General features: G+C 37.6%; 21 protein-coding genes. 17 read left to right on the top strand and 4 right to left on the bottom strand.

The window, feature by feature from the left end; translation table 11 throughout:
• Positions 1–190 (bottom strand): helix-turn-helix domain-containing protein (locus CRS_RS24895; RefSeq protein WP_142722049.1); only part of this gene is annotated, 190 nt, incomplete at its 3' end.
• Between the two features lie 167 nt (positions 191–357).
• Here CRS_RS24895 and dnaB point away from each other — a divergent pair.
• From dnaB to CRS_RS23795, 11 genes are all read left to right on the top strand, one after another.
• On the top strand, positions 358–1,944 hold the full coding sequence (gene dnaB / locus CRS_RS23845; RefSeq protein WP_142726442.1) for a replicative DNA helicase: 1,587 nt from the start codon (positions 358–360) through the stop codon (positions 1,942–1,944).
• Between the two features lie 68 nt (positions 1,945–2,012).
• Complete coding sequence (gene rnhA, locus CRS_RS23840; RefSeq protein WP_142726441.1) at positions 2,013–2,489, top strand: ribonuclease HI; 477 nt, start codon at positions 2,013–2,015, stop codon at positions 2,487–2,489.
• Between the two features lie 164 nt (positions 2,490–2,653).
• Entirely contained in the window at positions 2,654–4,912 is a 2,259-nt protein-coding gene (locus CRS_RS23835) for a T9SS type B sorting domain-containing protein (RefSeq protein WP_142726440.1), read from the top strand.
• A 146-nt stretch (positions 4,913–5,058) separates the two neighbouring features.
• Entirely contained in the window at positions 5,059–7,317 is a 2,259-nt protein-coding gene (locus tag CRS_RS23830; protein ID WP_142726439.1) for a T9SS type B sorting domain-containing protein, read from the top strand.
• A gap of 121 nt (positions 7,318–7,438) precedes the next feature.
• The gene (locus CRS_RS23825; protein ID WP_142726438.1) at positions 7,439–8,065 is read left to right on the top strand and encodes an NAD(P)H-dependent oxidoreductase; all 627 of its coding nucleotides are present in this window, start codon (positions 7,439–7,441) and stop codon (positions 8,063–8,065) included.
• Between the two features lie 31 nt (positions 8,066–8,096).
• Positions 8,097–9,668: an L-aspartate oxidase gene (gene nadB, locus CRS_RS23820; RefSeq protein ID WP_142726437.1), complete on the top strand. Its 1,572-nt coding sequence runs from the start codon at positions 8,097–8,099 to the stop codon at positions 9,666–9,668.
• Between the two features lie 12 nt (positions 9,669–9,680).
• Entirely contained in the window at positions 9,681–10,541 is an 861-nt protein-coding gene (gene nadC / locus CRS_RS23815; RefSeq protein ID WP_142726436.1) for a carboxylating nicotinate-nucleotide diphosphorylase, read from the top strand.
• 208 nt (positions 10,542–10,749) lie between these two features.
• Positions 10,750–13,347 carry a TonB-dependent receptor gene (locus CRS_RS23810; RefSeq protein WP_142726435.1) on the top strand — a complete coding sequence of 866 codons (2,598 nt, stop codon included), beginning with the start codon at positions 10,750–10,752 and terminating at the stop codon, positions 13,345–13,347.
• Positions 13,348–13,433: 86 nt separating this feature from the next.
• Complete coding sequence (locus CRS_RS23805) at positions 13,434–13,871, top strand: hypothetical protein (protein WP_142726434.1); 438 nt, start codon at positions 13,434–13,436, stop codon at positions 13,869–13,871.
• 66 nt (positions 13,872–13,937) lie between these two features.
• Entirely contained in the window at positions 13,938–14,930 is a 993-nt protein-coding gene (locus CRS_RS23800) for an aspartate-semialdehyde dehydrogenase (protein ID WP_002982780.1), read from the top strand.
• 56 nt (positions 14,931–14,986) lie between these two features.
• On the top strand, positions 14,987–16,003 hold the full coding sequence (locus CRS_RS23795) for a cation diffusion facilitator family transporter (protein WP_142726433.1): 1,017 nt from the start codon (positions 14,987–14,989) through the stop codon (positions 16,001–16,003).
• Between the two features lie 10 nt (positions 16,004–16,013).
• Here CRS_RS23795 and CRS_RS23790 read toward each other — a convergent pair whose 3' ends face one another.
• The gene (locus CRS_RS23790) at positions 16,014–16,451 is read right to left on the bottom strand and encodes an exosortase F system-associated protein (RefSeq protein WP_142726432.1); all 438 of its coding nucleotides are present in this window, start codon (positions 16,449–16,451) and stop codon (positions 16,014–16,016) included.
• Positions 16,438–16,968 carry an exosortase family protein XrtF gene (xrtF, locus tag CRS_RS23785; protein ID WP_142726431.1) on the bottom strand — a complete coding sequence of 177 codons (531 nt, stop codon included), beginning with the start codon at positions 16,966–16,968 and terminating at the stop codon, positions 16,438–16,440. The genes CRS_RS23790 and xrtF overlap by 14 nt, the downstream gene beginning before the upstream one ends.
• Before the next feature lie 229 nt (positions 16,969–17,197).
• Between xrtF and CRS_RS23780 the strand changes: the two genes are divergently transcribed.
• From CRS_RS23780 to CRS_RS23755, 6 genes are all read left to right on the top strand, one after another.
• Complete coding sequence (locus CRS_RS23780; RefSeq protein ID WP_142726430.1) at positions 17,198–18,223, top strand: aminoglycoside phosphotransferase family protein; 1,026 nt, start codon at positions 17,198–17,200, stop codon at positions 18,221–18,223.
• 223 nt (positions 18,224–18,446) lie between these two features.
• Complete coding sequence (locus tag CRS_RS23775) at positions 18,447–18,854, top strand: RNase adapter RapZ (RefSeq protein ID WP_142726429.1); 408 nt, start codon at positions 18,447–18,449, stop codon at positions 18,852–18,854.
• A 109-nt stretch (positions 18,855–18,963) separates the two neighbouring features.
• Positions 18,964–19,677 (top strand): nucleotidyltransferase family protein, encoded by a 714-nt coding sequence (locus CRS_RS23770; protein ID WP_142726428.1) that lies wholly within the window; start codon positions 18,964–18,966, stop codon positions 19,675–19,677.
• 8 nt (positions 19,678–19,685) lie between these two features.
• Positions 19,686–20,438 carry a TIGR00730 family Rossman fold protein gene (locus tag CRS_RS23765; protein WP_373995774.1) on the top strand — a complete coding sequence of 251 codons (753 nt, stop codon included), beginning with the start codon at positions 19,686–19,688 and terminating at the stop codon, positions 20,436–20,438.
• A gap of 58 nt (positions 20,439–20,496) precedes the next feature.
• Complete coding sequence (locus tag CRS_RS23760; protein WP_228451340.1) at positions 20,497–20,967, top strand: DUF6702 family protein; 471 nt, start codon at positions 20,497–20,499, stop codon at positions 20,965–20,967.
• A 273-nt stretch (positions 20,968–21,240) separates the two neighbouring features.
• Positions 21,241–21,792, top strand: a complete 552-nt coding sequence (locus CRS_RS23755; RefSeq protein ID WP_142726426.1) for an inclusion body family protein — start codon at positions 21,241–21,243, stop codon at positions 21,790–21,792.
• A gap of 43 nt (positions 21,793–21,835) precedes the next feature.
• Here CRS_RS23755 and CRS_RS23750 read toward each other — a convergent pair whose 3' ends face one another.
• Positions 21,836–22,807 carry a phosphotransferase enzyme family protein gene (locus tag CRS_RS23750; RefSeq protein ID WP_142726425.1) on the bottom strand — a complete coding sequence of 324 codons (972 nt, stop codon included), beginning with the start codon at positions 22,805–22,807 and terminating at the stop codon, positions 21,836–21,838.
• Positions 22,808–22,834: the final 27 nt, after the last annotated feature.

Here is a 22,834-nt window from a genome sequence, read left to right as displayed (position 1 = left end):
AATAACTCATGTTTTTTCGAGGGTATAGTCCCGAGATTCCGTACTTGTTATAAAAACCAATCCACTTGCGCAGATTGCTTTCATTAAATCCTTTCTCTGTTGCTATAGATTTAATTGAACAATGAGAATTTTTGTGAAGATTAATACATTCTAGCTTGAAAGCAACGCTAAATTTTTCTTTTCTATACATAAAAAAATGCCCCTAAAAAGTGTCTAACTTTTTGGGGGCAGTCCAAGACCGGGGTGATTTTTTTATCAACATACCTGATCTCCTGTTTACAGTATTTTCCGAAGATCTGCTAATAATTTGTTGAATACTATTTTTTTATTATTTTTTAAATAAACTATCTTTGCACCATGGCGCAGAAAGAAACATTATCATCCCTGACACACGGAAACTTTGCAAAAGAATTGTCTATTGCGGATGGAAAAATGCCTCCCAATGCAGTGGACTTTGAAAGACTTGTTATCGGAACTTTTTTGATCGATAAAAAAGGTCTTGATCATTCTATTGACCTTCTTACCCCAGAGGTATTCTATGACCCCCGACATCAGGTTATTTTTTCTACCATTTTAAAGCTTTATGAAGGCAACCATCCGGTAGACTTAATGACCATTATTCAGGATTTAAAAAAAGAAGACAAACTTAGCCAGGCAGGCGGAGATCATTATATCATTGATCTGACTATGGGAGTAAGTTCATCCGCCCATATAGAATATCATGTACGTGTTATTCTTGAAAAATATATTTTAAGAAGCCTTATCAATGTTTCTGCAAACGTTATTGATTCTTCATACAAAGAATCAACCGATGTTTTTGAACTTCTGGATAAAGCAGAACAATCTTTCTTTGAGATTACCAACGGAACAATTAAAAAAGGATTCGATACTGCCAACTCATTGGTAAAGCAAGCGATTGACACGATTAAATCTTTAAAAGATAAACAAGGACTCTCCGGAGTTCCTTCAGGATTCAGAGATGTTGATAAGGAAACCGGTGGATGGCAGAATTCTGACCTCATCATTATTGCAGCCCGTCCGGCGATGGGTAAAACAGCATTCCTTCTTTCCATGGCAAGAAACATTGCAGTAGGACACAAAATTCCTATGGCTCTTTTCTCTCTTGAAATGGCATCTGTACAGCTGATCACCAGAATGATTGCTTCTGAAACAAGAATCTCGTCCGAAAAACTAAGAAAAGGAACCCTGGATGATGAAGAGTGGCAAAGACTGTTCTCCAATGTATCGGAATTGGAAAATGCCCCTTTATATATTGATGAAACCCCTTCCCTTTCGATATTTGACTTCCGTGCAAAATGCCGAAGACTTGTCATGCAGCACGGGGTAAGACTGATCATGGTTGACTACCTCCAGCTGATGACCGCAGGAGGCGGAGGAAAAGGAGTCGGAAACCGTGAACAGGAGATCTCTATGATTTCACGTTCATTAAAAGCGATTGCAAAAGAGCTTAATGTACCTGTAATTGCTCTTTCTCAGCTTTCAAGAAGTGTGGAAGCCCGACCGGGAAAAAGACCTCAGCTTTCAGATCTGAGGGAATCAGGAGCTATTGAGCAGGATGCGGATATTGTATCTTTTATTTTCAGACCGGAATATTATAAAATTACCGTTTGGGATAATGATGAAGAAGGACAGGAAACTTCTACAGAAAACCAGGCCGAGCTGATCATTGCCAAGCATAGGAATGGTGCAACGGCAGATGTAAGGTTATCTTTCTTAAAACATTTTGCCAAATTCGGCGATATTGAAGCGGCATTTGACGGAGGCTCCGGCGGAGGATATCCTTCTAACTTCGGGGAACCGAGCGGCTTTGACAAAATCAAAACAACCATTCAGCCAGGAGCAGCATTTGACCTTCCGGACAGTTCAAAACTTTCCGGCTCTTCAATGAATGATTTTGATGACGATGATGATTTCCCGTTCTAAGGAAAGATCAGAGTTTTTAGGCCAATTCAGTAATTGTACAGTGAATATTCATTTTTTTTAAAACAGATTTGAAAATCGAAATTTATACCGACGGAGCTTGTAGCGGAAATCCCGGAAAAGGCGGATATGGAATTCTCATGCGCGTTCCTGAAAAAAACTACCAGAAAACATTTTCAAAAGGATTCAGAAAGACCACCAATAACAGAATGGAACTTCTGGCTGTCATCACAGCTTTGGAAAAGTTGAAATCAACAGAGAATGATATTCACATTTATACCGACAGCAAGTATGTATCTGACGCTATTAACCAAAACTGGATCGCCGGATGGATCAAAAGAGGCTGGAAAAATGTAAAAAATCCGGACCTCTGGAAAAAATTTGTTGAACTATATCAAAAACACGCCCCAAAAATGCATTGGATAAAGGGACATGCCGGTCATTTTGAAAATGAATTATGCGACAAGTTAGCCGTTGCGGCCGCTAATTCTTCTGATCTTGATATCGATGTGTATTTTGAAAATCAGGAAAACAGCTCCTTATTTTAATACAATTGAGATAAATCCACAATTCATCCGTTAACATTCATTATTCCATCACAAGTCATATTATTTATTAAAAAATAATTAAAAAATTCAGTAAAATTAACATTAAATACACATTAATTGATCGGGATTTAATATCTTTACACATTAATCTAAGTCCCCTTTAAATGAATAAAAATCTATTACTGTATTTATATGTTTTTTTGCTCTGTTTAGCCGGGAAATCCTTTGCTCAGACTTATCAGCTTGTCGGAAACCCAGTGACAACTACCGGATGGACAATGGTTTCACCTACTCAGGTCAACACAGATTTCATTCAGCTTACTCCGGATACCAATAATCAATCCGGTTCTATCAGACTGAATGATCCGATCAATTTAAAATATTGCGATAAATGGAGGGTGGAATTTGATTTCAGAATGGATTCCAACCAGACCTCAAACGGAGATGGAATTGCATTCTGGTACCTTGCCAACCCACCTGTTGCGAGTGTATTGGGATCTGGCCTTGGAGTATCTCAGAATGCAGTAGGTCTTGTGGTAGGGTTTGATACATACAACAACACCACTACCGCTACCATGAGTAAGGTTCATGTTGCCTACGGACAGGTTCAGAACACCACAGATACCAATAATGTTGAATTCTTCAATGTTCCGGGCAGCTCCTTTCACTCCCCTGACATGAATACAACTCTGCCTTTTCAGGGAACTACCTTTAAACATGTTGAAGTAACAGCACAGGTAGATCCTGCTGTACCTACCAGCTGGATTATCAAAATAACCATAGACGGCAATGTAATTTGCAACCAGTCTTTTGCTCCTTCAGGTACTGCTGCAGCAATGACCGTTGGATATTTTGGATTTTCCGCTTCCACAGGAGGTGCAAGATCAAGACATTCCATTAAAAATGTGAAAATCTATACAGATAAAGTTCCTATTTTACAGAATTCAGCCACACAGTCTTTTTGCCCAAACCCTTCTACAGGATACGGATCTGTGAATCTGACTACTTTCAACTCACAATTTGTCAGCAACCCTTCCAATTATACATTTACCTATTATCCGCTGGGAAGCTCAACACCTATAGCGAATCCGGCCAATTATCAATTCAATGCCAATACAACAGTTACCGTGGTTATTAAAGATAATGCAGGACTGCTTTGCGACAACCCGGACGGCAAGATTTTACTGGTGCTTGCACCATTCAAAGCAGAGGACAGAACAATCCTGGCATGTAATAACAATAAAGCAGGAACCGCAACCTTTAATCTCAACACAGCAAATGTAACAGATGTATTAGGGGTTACTAAAAAATATTATAAAACATTAGCAGATCTTAATGCCGACATTAATGAAATCCAGAATCCAACCAATTATTTATCGGCTCCAGGTGTCGTGTATGTAAAAGTGACCACTCCACAGGGATGTACAGGTTCTGCAAAAATCACATTAGCATTCTACCCTGATACTCCTGTGAAGGAAGCCACTTTAAGGTCATGCTTTATTGAAAACAATATCACTAGTGCTATATTTGACTTGACCACAGCTGACGTCACTACCTTAAGCAGCGGTTTTACAAAAAAATACTTTACATCAATAGCCAATGCTGTGGACGGCACCAATGAGATCATGAATCCTCTTCAGTACTTATCAACAAGTACAGCTGTATATGCCAAAGTAACGGATGCTAACGGATGTTTTAATATTGCTAAAATCAATCTTATTGTATTACCACCTGTACCCTCTTCTGTTCTGAAAGATAAAATCATTTGTATTGGTGAAAAAACAGACCTTGATGCAGGACCTGGATTCAATGGGTACGAATGGAGTACGGGAGCAACAACCTCATCTATTAAAGATGTGGGAGTAGGCTCTTATTGGGTAAAACTCAAAACAGGCAACTGTATCACCACACAGATTGTCAATGTAAAAGCATCTGCAAATCCTGTTATTTCAAGCATTAATATTGACAACAACACAATAACCGTAAATGTGGCAGGAGGAACTCCTCCATACCAATATTCTTTGGATGGAATGAACTGGCAGACCAGCAATATATTCACAGGACTAGCAAGAGGAGAGGTAAGAGTTTATGTAAAAGATTTTTACAACTGTACCCCTGTTGAGGTTCAGATCACTGTTCCTAACCTTATCAACGCCATCACTCCGAACGGCGACCATGTAAATGACTTTATTGACTACTCTGCACTGGCATACAAGAAAAACCTGGTATTTATTGTCTACGACAGATATGGCAACAAACTTTACGAGGCCGGAAAAATGAGAAACTTCACATGGGACGGAACCGCTTCCGGCAAAAAAGTACTTACAGGAACTTACTGGTACACCATCTCATGGAACGAAAACAACAAAGACAATACTGAAACCAAATATTCAGGATGGGTATTGGTAAAAAACAGAGAATAATTTAATATCAGAAACTACCTCTTTTGGGGTAGTTTCGGTATTAATACCCTTTACTGTCCGACCCCCTGCAATATGGCGTTGTCATTAATTAACGGCTAAAAAACAATTTTATATCCAAGAACAAATAACATCATAATCCATCCACTATGAAAAAAGATATACTCATTTTTTTACTGACTATCTTACTATGCTTACCGGGAAGGTTATTTTCACAAACATATCAACTCACCGGAAACCCTGTAAATACAACAGGCTGGGATCTTGTCTCCGATGCTGTAGTAAGCGGAGATTTTGTAAGGCTGACAACTGATCAGACCAGCAAATACGGAGCTATAAAACTATCCACCCCGATCACCTTGAGCTATTGTGATAAATGGAAAGTGGAATTTGATTTCAGAATTGACGGAAACGGAACCACACAATATGGAAGAGGAGATGGCTTTACGTTCTGGTATCTTGCCAATCCGCCTACGGGATTCGTATCAGGAGGAGGACTAGGTATTCCAGCTAACGCTTCAGGACTAATGGTTGGTTTTGATATTTTCAATAATACCACAGAAGGTCAGATGAGTAAAGTTCATATCCTTTACGGAACCAATAATACAGCAGGTAATAATATCGAATTCAACAACACTGCCGGAAGTACATTTCATTCTCCAGATCTTAATGCCACCCAGCCATTTGTAGGAGACACCTACAGACACGTTGAAGTAAATGGAGAAACAGACCTTACCAATCCTACGAACTGGATCATCAAAGTAAGAATAAATGGTGTTCTTATCGTAGATCAGTCATTTGCTCCTTCAGGGGGTGCAGTGGGAATGTCACAAGGCTATTTCGGGTTTTCTGCAGCAACTGGGGGAGCCAGCGCAAGACACTCTATTAAAAATGCTAAAGTCTTTGTAGACAAAGTTCCGATCTTAAGCAATACCATAACTCCATTTGTGTGCACCAATCCAGCTACCGGAAATGGCGTGGTAGACCTCACTTCTTATAATTCCCAATTTGTCAATAATCCCGGAAATTATATTTTCACCTATTATCTATTAGGAAGCTCTACCCCTATCGCCAACCCTTCAAGTTTTCAATATTCGGGAAATACAACAATTAAAGTGGTTGTCAAAGATCCCTCTTCTACTCTTTGTGATAATGGCGACGGCATCATTCAGCTCAATCCTACTCCGTTTGCGGCAACAGATGCAACCCTTAGCGGATGTAATAACAACAATGCAGGGACTGCAACCTTTGATCTTAACACGGCTGCTGTGACAACCGTCACGGGGGCTACCAAAGAATTCTATCCTACCTTATACGACATGAACAATGGTACAAACCAGATTACCAACCCTTCTGCATATGTATCTGCTGCTGCAACCATATATGTAAAGGTAACGACCCCTCAGGGTTGTGTAAGCACAGCGAAAATTACGCTGAACATTTATCCTGTCGTAGTGGTAAATGATACTGAAATAAAATCCTGTTTTATTGAAGCCAATCCTTCTACGGCATCCTTTAATCTTTTAGGAGCTATTGTTTCTCAAGGCGGGCTTACAAAAGAATATTACCCATCATTGACTGACGCGATCAGTGGAACTAACGCAATCTCTACTCCGGCAGCCTACATCGCTCCTAATGGAGTCGCTTATATTAAAGTATTCAGTGCAGACGGATGTTACTCTATTGCTAAAGTTACATTAACTGTAATCCCTCCTGTTTTTTCAAGAACTCTCCACGATCAGACCATCTGTATTGAAAACACAACAACATTAGATGCAGGAGCCGGTTTCAAAAGCTACGAATGGAGCACCGGTGCTACAACCCAATCTATCAAGAATGTAGGAGTAGGAACCTATTGGGTAAAACTTAAAACCGGAGACTGTATTGCAACACAAAAAGTAACCGTATACCCTTCTGACAATCCGGTTATCACCACCATTGATATCTCCGGAAGTACCGTGACAGTATATGCCAACGGGGGGACTCCTCCATATCAGTATTCAATGGATAATATCAACTGGCAGGATACCAATGTTTTCACCAATATTGCCAGAGGAGAAGCTAAGGTATACGTAAGAGACGGCTACAATTGTATTCCTGTTGAAGTTAATATTACCGTTCCTAATCTGATCAATATTATCACACCAAATGATGATGGTATTAATGATTTTGTTGATTATTCGGCGCTGGCCAATAAACAGAATCTGGAGATCGCTATTTTCGACAGGTATGGTTACAAAATGTTCCAGGCAGACAAAACCAACGGTTACAAATGGGCAGGAACCACTAATGGAAGCAAAAAAGTTCCTACCGGAAATTATTGGTATTCTATTTCATGGAATGAAAATAATAAAAACAGTACTCCGATAAAATTCTCAGGATGGATTGTTGTAAAAAACAGAGAATAATTACACTTTCCTTCCCATCAAAAAAATCACCCCGCTGACCGGGGTGATTTTTTGCATTTACAGGGAGGAGATATTTCATTTAAAAGACGCTTTATTCATATTCAATTCTTAAATTTGTCATATGAATTATTTGGAAGCTTTAAGCAGAAGATATTCTGTAAAAAAATTCAATCATCAGATTATTCCTCAGGAAACTCTTCACAACATTCTTGAGTCAGGGAAGCTGTCTGCCAGTTCGCTTGGGCTTCAACCCTATAAGATGATCGTTGTTGAGAGTGAGGAGATGAAGCAGAAACTGATCCCGGCTTTCTATAATCCATCGCAAATTTCCACCTGTTCTCATCTTATTGTTATTATTTCAAAAAAAGTTATTGAAGAGAACTATATCCGTGGCTATTTTAATCATATTTCTGAAGTACGGAACACCCCCATTGAAAAACTGGATCCATTCAGAAACAGCATTAATCAGCACATCAACCAAAAAACACATGATGAAATTTTCAACTGGGCAGAAAAACAGTCCTATATAGTATTGGCTAATCTTATGTACGCCGCTGCTATTGAAAATATAGACTCCTGCCCTATGGAGGGTTTCCGTCAGGACCTTATAGAAAATATTCTGAATATCAATCCTGAAACAGAAAAAGTAACCGTTACCCTCGCTTTAGGCTACCGTTCTGAAGAAGACCATTTCCAGCACATGAAAAAAGTAAGAAAACCAAACGAAAAATTGTTTAAATTTATTTAATATTTTAAACGATTGTACCTAAAGCCAGCATATGATAAAAGCGGATGTATTAGTAATCGGTTCCGGTATTTCCGGACTTTCCTATGCCATTAAAGTTTCTGAACAGCTCCCTGATGCCAAAATCATTATTGTAACCAAATCTGACGAAGACGAAAGCAACACCAAGTATGCACAGGGCGGCCTCGCTGTCGTTACAGATTTTCAGAATGACAATTTTCAAAAACATATCGATGACACCATGCGTGCCGGCGACGGAGAAAATAAACGTGATGTCGTAGAAATGGTGGTAAGAGAAGCACCTGCAAGATTCAATGAAATTGTAGAATGGGGCGCACAGTTTGATATGAAGAATGGTAAATTCGCTTTAGGGAGAGAAGGAGGCCATACTGAAAACAGAATCGTCCATCATAAAGATATCACAGGTTTTGAAATTGAAAGAGCTCTTTTGGAAACAGCCAATAACAGCCCGAATATAGAAATTCTTGATCATCATTATGTCATTGATATCATCACACAGCACCATGTTCCGGGAAAAGAACTCAACGAGGGAGATATCCATTGCTATGGTGCCTACATTCTGGATGAAAAATCCAAAACCATCAAAAAGATCACTTCCAAAATAACACTGGTGGCCACGGGAGGTGCCGGACATGTTTATAAAAACACAACCAACCCTACGATTGCCACAGGAGACGGAATTGCTTTCGTTGCCCGCGCAAAAGGTAAGGTTTCCAATATGCAGTATTACCAGTTCCACCCAACAGCTTTATACAGCAAAATGGACGGAATGCTGTTTTTAATATCAGAAGCCGTTCGTGGAGACGGAGCAAAACTAAGAACCAAAAGGGGCGAAAAATTCATGTACAAATATGATGAACGCGAAGAATTAGCTTCCAGAGACATCGTTGCAAGAGCCATCGACGCTGAAATGAAAATTACCGGAGACGAATTTGTTGGACTAGACTGCAAGGAAATGAACCATGAAAAATTCCTGGAGCATTTCCCCAATATTTATAAAAAATGTAAAGATGAGGGCATTGATCCTTTTACCCAACTGATTCCCGTTGTACCTGCCTGCCACTATTTAATGGGAGGTATCGAAGTAGACAGGGACGGGCAATCTTCCATCAGAAATCTTTTTGCTGTGGGAGAATGTACCAACTCAGGACTGCATGGTGCCAACAGACTTGCATCCAATTCGCTCCTTGAGGGATTGGTTTTTGGACACAATGCTGCCATGAAAACCGTAGACCTTCTGAATGAAAACAATTTCAACTTCGATGATCTGAAGGCCGTTCCTGAGTGGGATGAAGAAGGAATGAAAATCATGGATGAAATGGTCATTATCAGCTATCTGAGAAAACAGCTCCAGGAGATGATGAGCGATCTGGTAGGTATTGTAAGGAGCAACCGACGTCTGAATATGGCCCTGCAAAAACATCAGGAGATTGCTGCTGCCGTTGATGAAATATACCATTACTCTATTCTTTCCCCGCAATTGTCAGAATTAAGAAACTTAACAACTGTTGCCCACCTTATCATTACCCAATCCATGGAAATGAAGGAGAATAAGGGAGCATTCTATAATAAAGATCTAGCTTAAAAGCAAAAAATAATGAAAAGACCAGCATACGTAACAGACAAAGCATTAAAGACATTTATAAAAAGTGCTCTTGAAGAAGATATTCAGGATGGTGATCACTCTACCCTTTCTACCATTCCGCAGGATCTTATACAAAGTGCAAAACTTTTGGTAAAACAGAACTGTATTCTTGCAGGTGTTGAGCTGGCAGAAATCATTTTCAACACTTTTGACAAAAACCTAAAAGTTGAAGTTTTTATTAAAGACGGAACTCCCTGTAAAGTCGGCGATGTAGCTCTTATTGTAACCGGAAGCGCCAGATCTATCCTCTCTACTGAAAGATTTGTTCTTAACTGTATGCAGAGAATGAGCGGTATCGCTACGCTTACCCACGATTGGGACTCAAGACTGGTAGGTACAAAAACTAAACTTTTAGATACCAGAAAAACTACTCCCAACTTCAGAATGTGTGAAAAATGGGCAGTAGCTATTGGTGGCGGAACCAATCACAGATATGGTCTTTATGACATGATTATGCTGAAGGACAATCACATTGATTACAACGGAAGTATCACCAATGCTGTAGCAATGGCCAAGGATTACGTTAAAAAGAATAAGAAAAAGTTAAAAATAGAGGTTGAAACAAGAAATCTTGAAGAAGTACAGGAAGCCATCAACGCTAAGGTTGACAGAATTATGCTTGACAACATGGATGTAAAGACGATGAAGGAAGCTGTAAAAATGATCAACGGTTCATGTGAGTCTGAAGCATCAGGTGGGATTACCCGTGATATGCTGAAAGAAATTGCAGCAACAGGCGTTACTTACATCTCTGTAGGGGCTCTTACGCACTCCGCTGAGAATATAGATTTGAGTCTCAAAGCAGTGAAATAGCGTTGAATTTTTAACAAAAACACACCCCCTTTGTTAAAAATTCAATAACATGACTTTTTTCATACAAAAATTCAATTTTTAGCGATAATACTGATTTTTAACACATTAACATTATTAAGACTGATTAAAAATTAACATTGAGTTAATAATAGTTAAATTTTATTTTGCGAATTTTGCAGAAAATTAAATCTAATTATTACTAACGATTATGAAATTAATCAACAAATCAATACTAACTGCGGTTATTACATTATCTACAGCTAGTGTTTATTACGCTCAACAAGTTCAGGACACTGCCCAGGCAAAGTCCAAAGATATTGAAGAGGTAATCTTAAGAGGTGTTACGGATATCGCTAAAGATAGAAAGACACCTGTTGCTGCATCTACTATTAAGGCAGCACAACTTGCAGAAAGATTAGGTAACCAGGAACTGCCTGAGATTTTGAACACTACTCCATCTGTTTACGCTACAAAATCCGGAGGTGGTTTTGGTGATGGAGGCCTTACAATCAGAGGTTTTGAATCAAGAAACATCGCTGTAATGGTAAACGGTATGCCTGTAAACGATATGGAAGGTGGTGCTGTTTATTTCTCAAACTGGACTGGGCTATCTGATGTAACAAGTACATTACAAGTTCAGAGAGGTCTAGGTTCTTCTAAATTGGCTATTGCTTCTGTAGGAGGAACAGTAAACTTCCTTACCCGTTCTGCTGATATGAAAAAAGGAGGGGTAATCAGATTAGGTGTTGGTAACAACGATTATTTAAAAACGTCTTTCTCTTACAACACTGGTAAATCTAAAGATGGTGTATCTGCGTCATTCTTGATGAGCAGACAAGCCGGAGGTACTTATATTGAAAATACTGATTATGAATCTTATGCATATTTCTTTGCATTAGGTTATGAAATCAATAAAAAACATAACTTACAGTTTACAATAACCTCTGCTCCTCAGTGGCATGATCAGAGAACTTTTGCTCCAACAATCCAAAACTATATCAATTATAATCCTGACCACGATGGAAATCCTTATAGAAGATATAATTCAGATTATGGTTACTATACTGATGCCAACGGAAATAAAGTTGCTTTAGCAAACAGATCAAACTACTATGCTAAACCGGTAATGATGCTAAACTGGGACTGGACAATGAGTGAAAAATCTAAGCTAAGTACAGTTTTATACATGTCTAATGGTAGAGGTGGAGGAACAGGTGACTTAGGTAAAGTTGGAGGAAAGGGAATGACTGACTTCTATGATGCAGCAGGTCACTTCAACTATGATGCTATTTTTGCAGCTAACGCAGCCGTTAATTTAAATACCGCAGGTGCTGGAAGTACATTAGTTCGTAGATCCAATATCAACTCTCACAACTGGTATGGTATCTTGGCTAACTTCCAACATAAAATTAATGACAACTGGAACTTCTCAGTAGGTACAGATGACAGATATTACTACGGTTATCACTATCAGGTCCTTACAGATCTTTATGGAGCTGCAGGATACAAGGATAATGCGAACAAAAACTTACCTGCTCCAAGAATTGTAAATACTCTTTATGATTATAAAAAACTTACCTGGAATCCTTTCGGAGGAAAATTAGCTCCAGCTGAAGATCAGGTAGGATATAGCAATGACGGAGAAGTACTTTGGTACAGTGGATTTGCGCAAGTAGAATATACCAAAGATAATTTATCTGCATTCTTACAAGGTTCTGTATCTAATCAGGGTTACCAAAGAATTGATAACTATGTAGTAGACGGAAGCACATTAAAAGGTCAGACAGTAAATACGAAAACAGGATTTAAAAACATTTTCGGATATAATATTAAAGGGGGTGCTAATTATAATATCAATGAGCAACATAACGTTTTTGCCAACATTGGCTATTATAGCAAGCAGCCTTTCCTAAACACTGTTTATCCAAGTAACCAGCAGCTTATTAACCCATATCTGACTAACGAGAAGATTTCTTCTGCTGAAATTGGTTATGGATTCAGATCAGCAAAATTCACGGCAAATGTTAACGTATACAGAACACAGTGGAAAGACAGATGGTTAAGAAAAACAGGTCAGACTTTCACTTTAGCAGACGGTTCCACGACTACAGGTTATTCTGAAATCAATGGTATTACTGAGGTTCACCAGGGAGTAGAATTTGATGGAGTATACAGACCTAACCGTTTCTTGGAAGTTCAGGGTATGTTCTCTTGGGGAGATTACTATTACAAAGGAAATGCTAGTGTAGCTTCTTTTGATGATAACAATAATCCTGTTACTTTAGCTGGTTCAGCAGGAAGCGAACTATATTTAGATAAAGTAAAAGTAGGAGGTTCAAGCAATAACAGTATCCCTCAGATGACTGCATCATTAGGACTTACTGTAAAGCCGGTAAAAGATCTTAATATCTTCGGAACCTGGAGATATGTAGGTAAACTTTACTCTACTATTGACGCTGGAACGTTCACAAATATTTCAGCTCAGGAAAGAGGAGTATTGAAATTGCCTGATTTCAACTTATTCGATGTAGGATTCTCTTACAAAATCAGATTACAAAATGAAGCTCAGTATTTCACAATCGGAGCTAACGTTTACAACTTGTTTGATAAAGTTTACATCTCTGACTCTGCTACAAGTGTATTTGCTGATGATAAGCCAAAATATCTGGCTGATGGAAAAACTCTTAACTCTAAAAATCAGACCTACGAACAGCTAGGTATGATGTACAATGGTATTGCAACAGGTAACCGTGCTTATTTCGGTTTCGGAACTACTTGGGCAGCAACATTATCATTCAACTTCTAATAATATCACAATATTAGATTTTCTCAATATCAATCCCGGCTTTGAGCCGGGATTTTTGTTATCTTTGTGTACAAAAAAATAGGATTATGGATTTTTACAAGATTTTACTTAGTGCTCACAAAGGATTCGGATATCTGGAATTACTTTTGGTTGCATTATTTATCATTGCACTTTTGGCTACCATGTTTGGTTTCAGTGGAAAAGTGAACAAGTTTTTGAAGAAGACTACACTTTTTACAATGATTTTCTTTCACGTTCAATTTCTAGCAGGGCTTTTCTTATTATTTGTTTCACCTGGTGTGAAAGCAGCTTTAGCTTCCGGAACACTAATGAGTGATGCATATGCAAGATTCCAATATGTTGAACATCCATTTTCTATGCTTATTGCAGCTGTTTTGATGACTATTGTCAACAAAAAAGTAAAATCCAATGATACCATTTCTTTAGGAGTAGTGATCATGGGGCTGATTGCAGTAGGTTTATTTGCATTCGCTTTCCCTTGGACAAGAGTCTTTGGGGCTTAAAAAGATAAAGAAATTATATGCGTTATAATTTATAAATAGTTTAATCTTAAATTTTTAATTAAATCAATGAAAGTAGCTGTAGTAGGTTCAACAGGAATGGTTGGACAAGTCATGCTTAAAGTTTTGGAGGAGAGAAACTTCCCTGTAACAGAATTAATTCCGGTAGCATCCGAAAAATCTGTAGGTAAGAAGGTGAAGTATAAACAGAAGGAATTTACGATTGTAAGCATGAAGGACGCTATAGCTGCCAAACCGGATATTGCCATCTTCTCTGCAGGAGGTTCTACTTCCCTTGAATTTGCTCCTCTGTTTGCAGAAGCAGGAACAACAGTAATCGATAATTCTTCAGCATGGAGAATGGATCCTGATAAAAAATTAGTCGTTCCTGAAATCAATGCTGATGTTTTAACGAAAGAAGATAAAATCATCGCCAATCCGAATTGTTCTACCATCCAATTGGTAATGGTTCTTGGACCATTGAACAAGAAATATGATTTAAAAAGAGTAATCGTTTCTACGTATCAGTCTGTAACAGGAACAGGTAAAGCTGCTGTAGACCAGCTAAACGGTGAGATTAGCGGAAATGAATCTACTGAAAAAGTATATCCTTATCAGATTTTCAAAAATGCATTGCCACACTGTGATGTATTTGCTGATGATGATTACACGAAAGAAGAGATCAAACTGATGAAAGAGCCTAAGAAAATTTTAGGAGATGATACTTTCAACCTGACAGCAACTGCTGTAAGAGTACCCGTTCAGGGAGGACATTCTGAAAGTGTAAACATCGAATTCGAAAATGAATTTGAACTGGATGAAGTAAGAAAAATCTTATCTGAAACACCTGGGGTCATTGTAATGGATGATGTGAAAAACAACCACTACCCTATGCCGCTGTACTCGGAAGGAAAAGACGAAGTTTTTGTGGGAAGGATCAGAAGGGATCTGTCACAGCCCAAAACGCTCAACCTGTGGATCGTGGCAGACAATCTGAGGAAAGGAGCAGCAACAAACGCTGTACAGATCGCAGAATACCTTGTAGCAAACAACTTAGTATAAACTAACAAAATAAAAAAGAGTCTCAGAATTGAGATTCTTTTTTTTATCAAACTCATATGAATACCCAGAAAAATACCCACAAAGAGAAAATAGGATTTCAAAAACTTATTGCCATATTTGGGATCATTCTTTTCATCGGAAAGATTATTGCCTGGAAGCTGACCAGTTCAGACGCTGTCTTTTCTGATGCCATGGAAAGTATTGTCAATGTCATCAGTGCATTCATGGGACTTTATTCATTGCACCTCGCAGCCAAACCCAAAGATGAAGACCATCCTTATGGTCATGGAAAAGTTGAATTCGTGACCTCCGGTATTGAAGGAGCCCTTATCGCTATTGCCGGCGTTATGATTATCTATGAAGGGATTCACAGCCTTATTGTAGGAAAAACACTGAGTAAAATTGATCTGGGAATCTGGATTATTGCTGCGACCGCAATCATTAACTATTTATTGGGGTATATCTCTATCAAAAAAGGAGAAAGAGAAAATTCTCTGGTTCTTATTTCATCTGGTAAACATCTTCAGTCCGATACCATTACAACACTAGGCGTGGTTGCCAGTTTAGTCATTGTTTATTTCACCAAAATCTATTGGCTGGATTCCGCTGTAGCACTAAGTTTTGGTGTATACATCATATTTGTAGGCTATAAAATCGTCCGAAAGTCATTAAGCGGTATTATGGACGAACAGGATCCTGAGATATTAAACCAGATCATTAAAATTCTCGAAAAAAACAGGCATACAGAGTGGATTGATGTACACAATATGAAAATCCAGCAGTTTGGTTCTTCTCTGCATATTGATGCACATATTACCCTTCCCTGGTATTATGATCTGCGTGATGCACACAGTGAAATGGAAAACGTTATTCTCCTTCTTGCCGGAAACATCAAACGCAGTATTGAGTTCAACTTCCATATGGATGACTGCAAACCGATCTCATGCCCTATCTGCCAGATCAAAGACTGTCCTGTCCGTGAAAAAGACTTCATTAAACGTGTAGAATGGACCCCGGAAAATGTAACCAGTGTGGATAAACATACGATCCATGAGGAAGAGGAAAAAAATTAGATTTGATTTTTCAAATTTCCTTGTCAGTCATCTGTTTTCTGTAATAGAACATCGGTACAATCAGTAATATAATCAGTGGCTGAATTACAAACCTCCGCATGTAAAAAGAGAAAAGATACCCTATTTCAAATTTATCATGAATGCAATACAGGTAAATTGGCAGTGTAATGGCAAACACAACAATCATTAATACGGCACCCTGCAAAGTCCATTCTTTATTTTTAAATAAGCCATACATTATCAGGCAGGAAAAAAGAAGATTTAAAATAAATCTGAATACATGTCCGGCAATCAGTTTTCCCCATTCAAATGCAGGGAACTCAATATTTTTATTGGCTTCATGAAAATAGTCTAAAAAAGGGTCATAGAAAATAGTGTCTTCCAGAACCCTTACACCTATCAATCCGCATATTCCCGCGATAACCAGGAGCCAATTAAGAATTTTCATGTTTTAAAGCAAAAAATTTAATCCAGATCAGCCAAAGCACAACAACAGTTCCGTAAATGACAGCAGGAAAAATAAAATCGTGAAACATCTTTCCATAGTCAGCATAATCAGACATCACAATGTTTAATCCTACAATTCTCAAAAGATTCATAAGATACAGAATCAGCAATCCTGCGCCCACAAAAACAAAAGTTTTTATCCCTTTATAAAACGCAAAAACAAAGGACACAAATAAAATAATGACAGAAACAGCATTACATCCCTCCACCATTCTCGTCACATAGTTTTGTTTTACATAGAACCAAACCTGTTCATTCCTGACATCATCATATAATTCCGTAGGATAGCCTATCGCATTCTGAAGAGAAGTTACCTGATTGGCAATAATTCTGGAAAAGGCATCCAATCCGGAATCTTTACCACTATTCAGATAGAACTGATAGGCAAAAAGCAATACCAGATAGATAATAATAAAACGCAGTAAAATACCTAATACAGGTTTAAAGTCTTTCAGCATAATGCAAAGATAAAAATTAGACTGTAATATCCTGAATTTGAATCAGGAAAGTTAAAAACATGATACAAAACTCAACAACCATGTGATATATAACGAAAAAATTTTCTCTAAATCCTCCAATACAGCCTATATTCTACAACTTAAATGTAATACACCTGAACCTTCATATATTACTTCCTTAAACAATAATTCAACTCACGTTAATTTAGTATATTTGTTTCATATTATTATGACTTCTGAAAACGCAAAACGATTTTTTGAAAACCATTTAGGTAAAAAATCTTCTGAATTTGTTACATTAGCTCAAAGCGGTTCTGCAAGGGTAAATTTTCTGGCCACAGCCGGTACCGAAAAATATATTATCACATACAATGAAAATATTCCGGAAAATGAGAGCTTCCTTTACTATTCTGAAATATTTTCAAACTTAAACCTGAATACTCCTTCCATTATTGCAGTTTCTGATGACAGAACAATGTATATCCAGGAATTTTTAGGGCAGCATACCCTTTCTGAGATCATCACAAAAGAGCAATTATCTCCTGAAGTACGATCTTTAGTACGACAGACTTTAGAAAAGCTTTTCCAAATGCAAATACAAACGCTCGATAAAATTGATTATTCCAGAACGTTTGAATATGAAAGCTATGATGAGCTCCCGGTGATTCATGATCTTTATTATTTTAAAAATTTCATAGCCGATTTTCTGGAGCTTGAATACAACAAGTCTACCCTGCTTAAAGAATTCAAAAAAATTGCAGTACTCATTGAAAGCCTTGAACCTAAAGGAATTATGATCCGCGATTTTCAGGCAAGGAATATTATGGTCAATGAAAAGAATGAAGTATCATTCATTGATTATCAGTCTGCAATGAAAGGACCGTTCATGTATGATGTTATTTCTTTTCTTTTTCAGGCTAAAGCCAATTTTCCCGAAGATTTCAAACAGGAAATGCTTGAATTTTATATTCGGCAGTTCGAAGATTCTGAAACAAAAATGCAGCTGAAAAATGCTGTAATGCCTATTCAGATGATGAGATATCTACAGGTATTAGGGGCTTATGGATTCCGTGGATTGATCCAGAGGAAACAGCATTTCATCGCCAGCCTGGAAAAGGGAATCCAGAACATTATACAGTTTTCAGATTCCTGGGAACAAATGAAGAATTATCCTGAACTCTATAAAGTCATTCAGCAATTGGAATCAGAAAAAACAAAACAAAAAATTGAAGAAATTATAAATTTAAACCATTAAGAATACTTTAAGTCATTAAGAACATTAAGGTTATGACCAAAAAAGAAATTACTCAACTGTCATGAAATTACTGGCTTTAACTAACAATATTACAAAGTCAATGAAACCCTTTATTAATGAATTTTTCAAAGAGCTTCCTGACTCAATTTTGATTTATCAGAATCTTAACTTACCCTTAAAAACTAAATAAGCCTTAATGGTTTAAAAATTTAAAAGAAAGAATATGCTACACATCGATATACACAGCTTTTCGTATAAGAAAGGAGGAATTCCTAAAGACGATTCAGGAAACGGAGGTGGTTTTGCCTTTGACTGCCGTGGAATTTTAAATCCAGGAAGAATCGAAGAATATAAAAGCCAAACCGGGAATGACACTGGAGTCCAGGAATATCTGGAAACAAAAACAGAAATGCCGAAATTCTTAGAACTGGTAAAATCTCTGGTTTCCATCAATATTGATAATTACCTGGAAAGAGGCTTCGAACATCTGCAAATTAATTTCGGATGTACAGGAGGGCAGCACAGATCAGTATATTGTGCCATAAAAATTTCCGAATTTATCCGGGAAAAATATCCTGAAGGAACTGAGGTTACTCTTCATCACGATGAACAGCCGCAACTGAATTCATAAAAGATAAGCAATGATTGATAAATGATTATTTTCCACTGTTATTTTAATGATCATTTATTAATTATAAAAGTTTTATCACTCATCAACTATCATTTATCAATTATAAGAAATGAAAGCTCTAATTTTCGCAGCCGGAAAAGGAACCAGACTTAAACCGTTCACAGATCACCATCCGAAAGCACTGGCAAAAGTAAATGGTATTCCACTACTGGAAAGAAATATCAACTATCTGAAAAGTTTTGGAATAAAGGATTTTGTAATCAATATTCATCATTTTGGGAACCAGATTGTTGATTTTTTACATAAAAACAATAATTTCGGATGTAAAATTGAGATCTCTGATGAAACCAATGAACTTCTTGAAACAGGGGGCGGCTTGGTTTTTGCAAGAAAATTTCTTGATCACGGAGAAGATTTTCTGATCATGAATGCTGATATTCTTACCGATCTTAACATCAATGCACTGGTAGAATACCACAAAAAGATAAAAGATTTTGCTACTTTAGCAGTTTCGGACAGAGAAAGTTCGAGAAAACTCCTTTTCAATGATAATATGGTTTTGAGAGGCTGGCTGAATGTACAGACCGGTGAACAGCGGCTGGCTGAGTTCAACAAAGGCTTTAAAGCTCTTGCTTTCAGCGGAATACACTGTATCAACCCTATTATCTTTGAAAAAATAAAAAGAACAGGCAAATTTTCTGTAATGGAAGAGTATCTGGATCTGATGCAGACCGAGCATATCCATGGTTTTGTACATGACAGTATTCTTATTGATGTCGGGAGACCCTCATCCGTAACAGAAGCCGAAAAACATTTTAAATAAATCTTGCAATGGAAATGGATGGAACCCGAGATGAAAGCTTAGTAAATCCGGAATTTGACATTAACGAAACGAAACTACACAACAGTTTCAGGCAGAAAACCTGGGACGAGACGATCACCAAAGACAGCTGGATGGTCTTCAAAGTCATGGCTGAATTTGTAGATGGCTATGAAAAGCTGGCCAAGATTGGCCCGTGTGTTTCTATATTTGGCTCTGCCCGTCTGAAGCCGGAAAGCAAATATTATGAAATGGCAGTGGACATTGCTGAAAAGATTACCAGATTAGGCTTCGGAATTATTACCGGAGGCGGCCCGGGAATCATGGAAGCAGGAAACAAGGGGGCTTTCAACGCCAAAGGAAGATCTATCGGTCTTAATATTGATCTCCCTTTTGAACAGCATTTTAATCCTTATATCAATAAATCCTACTCCATGAATTTTGATTACTTTTTTGTGAGAAAAGTAATGTTTGTAAAATATTCTCAAGGATTTGTCGTAATGCCCGGCGGTTTTGGTACTTTGGATGAACTCACTGAAGCAATGACACTGATTCAAACCAACAAAATAGGGAAATTCCCTATTGTACTGGTAGGAAGTGATTTCTGGGGCGGACTGCTGGATTGGTTCAAAGACACACTGCTAAAAGAAGGAATGATTGCTGAAGATGATCTTGATCTTTATCGTGTGGTAGATAGTGCTGACGAGGCTGTAGCACATATTAAGGCCTTTTATGATAAATATTCTGTGAATGTAAATTTTTAATTGGCATATTATTTGTGACTTATAACGAACAAGTATGATTGTAAATCTATTAATTAAGATGAAAAAACTTTTATATATATTAGGTATTTTAACATTTTTTGTGTTAATGAGTTTTATGTATGCAGACTTTTTCTCTTCAATGACCAAAGTTGACTATATAGATGGAAGCAAAACGTTGAAGTTTACCACAAAAATGAATACAAGCCATATCTCGGATGCTATTAAAATCAACCCTAATACAGCAGGATTTGAAGCAGAGGTAAAAAAATATGTGAACAATAATTTTGATGTATTTGTCAATGGAGCTCCAAAAACGATTACCTTCACAGGAAGTCAGGTCAGCGGAGAAACTGTATGGGTGTATTTTGAAACCGGAGGAGTTTCAGATATCAACACCTTAAAGATTAAAAATACGATTCTTTTAAGCGCTTTTCCTAAGCAGATTAATATTGTTAATATTGCCTACAAAGGCAGCCAGAAAACAATGAACTTCCAAAGAGGAAAAGAAGTGAACGAGGTTTCTTTTTAAATGTAAATTAGATTTAACCATTATAAACGGGTACCCTGGAGAATAAATTTTCCAGGGTATTTTTTTGAGAACAGCAAAAATCACATGCAAGAGAGTAATTAAGTACAAATACTTAATTTCAAATTTCAGCATTTACACGCTACCATTTTCATTTTCAGCACTGTACATTTGTATTGTAATTACAGCCAAAAGGTGAAGCTGCATCACTTAAATAACGGGGCGGAATCTGAAAAGCCAGACGAGTAGGAAAACACCAAACAAAAACTAAATATCATGGAAGATATACAACTTAACGCATCCAGTCAGGAAATAGACGTCCTGATTGTAATAGACACGGATTATGTAAGATCACATTATAAAAGCCCAAGTACAGATCCTAATAATCCGGTAGGAATTGATCATAACAGCCAGCATATGATCGTTTCCAATGCCAATGCTATTTCCGGACAGGGTACTGCTGACCTCAACTTCAGCGCAAGGGCCGGAGATATAGTTTCTTTCAGAGGAACTTCAATTTATCAGAATTCGGATGATGCAGTCATCATCTATAATATTAAATATTGGTCCGGAGATCAGGTTTTTAATAATTTTGTATACAATTCTGTTGAAAGAAGAAAGGCAGCGGTTCCTAACGTAAATTCCCAAAACGGCCTTCCTGCCACTACTGCAGATATTACTTTTGCAAGTATAGACGCTAGAGTAAGAGCTACAGGAAAAGAGAATTTCTATGTACAGTTCGGACTTTACATTTTAGACCCTAATGACAGTAATAAACAAATCTTGTACGGTTACTTTTACTGGGATCCAACCATTACAGTTAAATAAATAGAAATAACAAAACCACCGCTGATACGGTGGTTTTTGTTTTTTACAGCAGTTTGACAAACGCTTCATTTTCTTCGCATACAGCCTTCAAAGCTTTCAATTGACTGATATACTCTTCAGCGGATAATTCATCGAATTGTAGCTGCTCAATTCCCTCCCAGAGATCTGTCATATGCCGACTTATCATATAATATCTAAGCAATTCCATATTGATTTTATAAGACGGACGCAAATCCTGATAGTATTTCATGAATTCCGGGAAATAAACTTCCTGATAAATCCCAAAAATATCAGCTTCGGCAGGTGCATACTTTATCCCTTCCCAATCTATAAGATGGATATTACTTTCATCTGCGATAATGTTCCAGTTATGAATATCCGTATGGCAAAGTACAAAGGAAAAATCACCTCCGGAAAGCTCTGTTTTCCGGATCTCCAATTCATCAATCTGCGGAATCAGACTGATACGAAATGGCATCAGAACATCTTGAATATCTGGTTTCAATCTTCCCAACTCAGAAGTCAGCCATTCTCTTAATGTATTGAGAAATACAAGTTGAAATTTTTCGGTAATAGATTCGGTATGGATGGATACAGGAGGTACTATTTCATGAAGCCGGGCCACTATATCAGCCAGTTCCCTAACCTGTTTCCTAGTAAGCTGCCTTTCTCCTACCGTATGCCCTTCTATATATTCCATCAAAATGTAAATATAGCTTTCATCTTCTACTTTAATATTTCCGTCATGGGTATGAGCCAGCTTCGAAATCTTTCCTTTTAAAAGAGTATCCGAATTCAGCCAATCAATAAAAAACAAATAGGTAGGAACCGCTTCCAGGATATATGCAGTAGAATTTCTGTTCTTATCATATACCTTCAGAAAAAACAGATTTCCGTCATCTGTATATACCTTATATGCTAATGCAGCCCAGCCGGGTTCCATTACTGTAATATTTTTTACGACTATCGGGTAGAAATGATTGAGAATATTCTGCAGTTTTTGAATTTCTGTCATGTTTAGTTTTTCTTTATTGCACTCAAC

Source organism: Chryseobacterium sp. ON_d1 (assembly GCF_006829085.1).
Taxonomy (GTDB): Bacteria; Bacteroidota; Bacteroidia; order Flavobacteriales; family Weeksellaceae; genus Chryseobacterium.
This window is presented reverse-complemented; position numbering and strand designations above follow the sequence as displayed.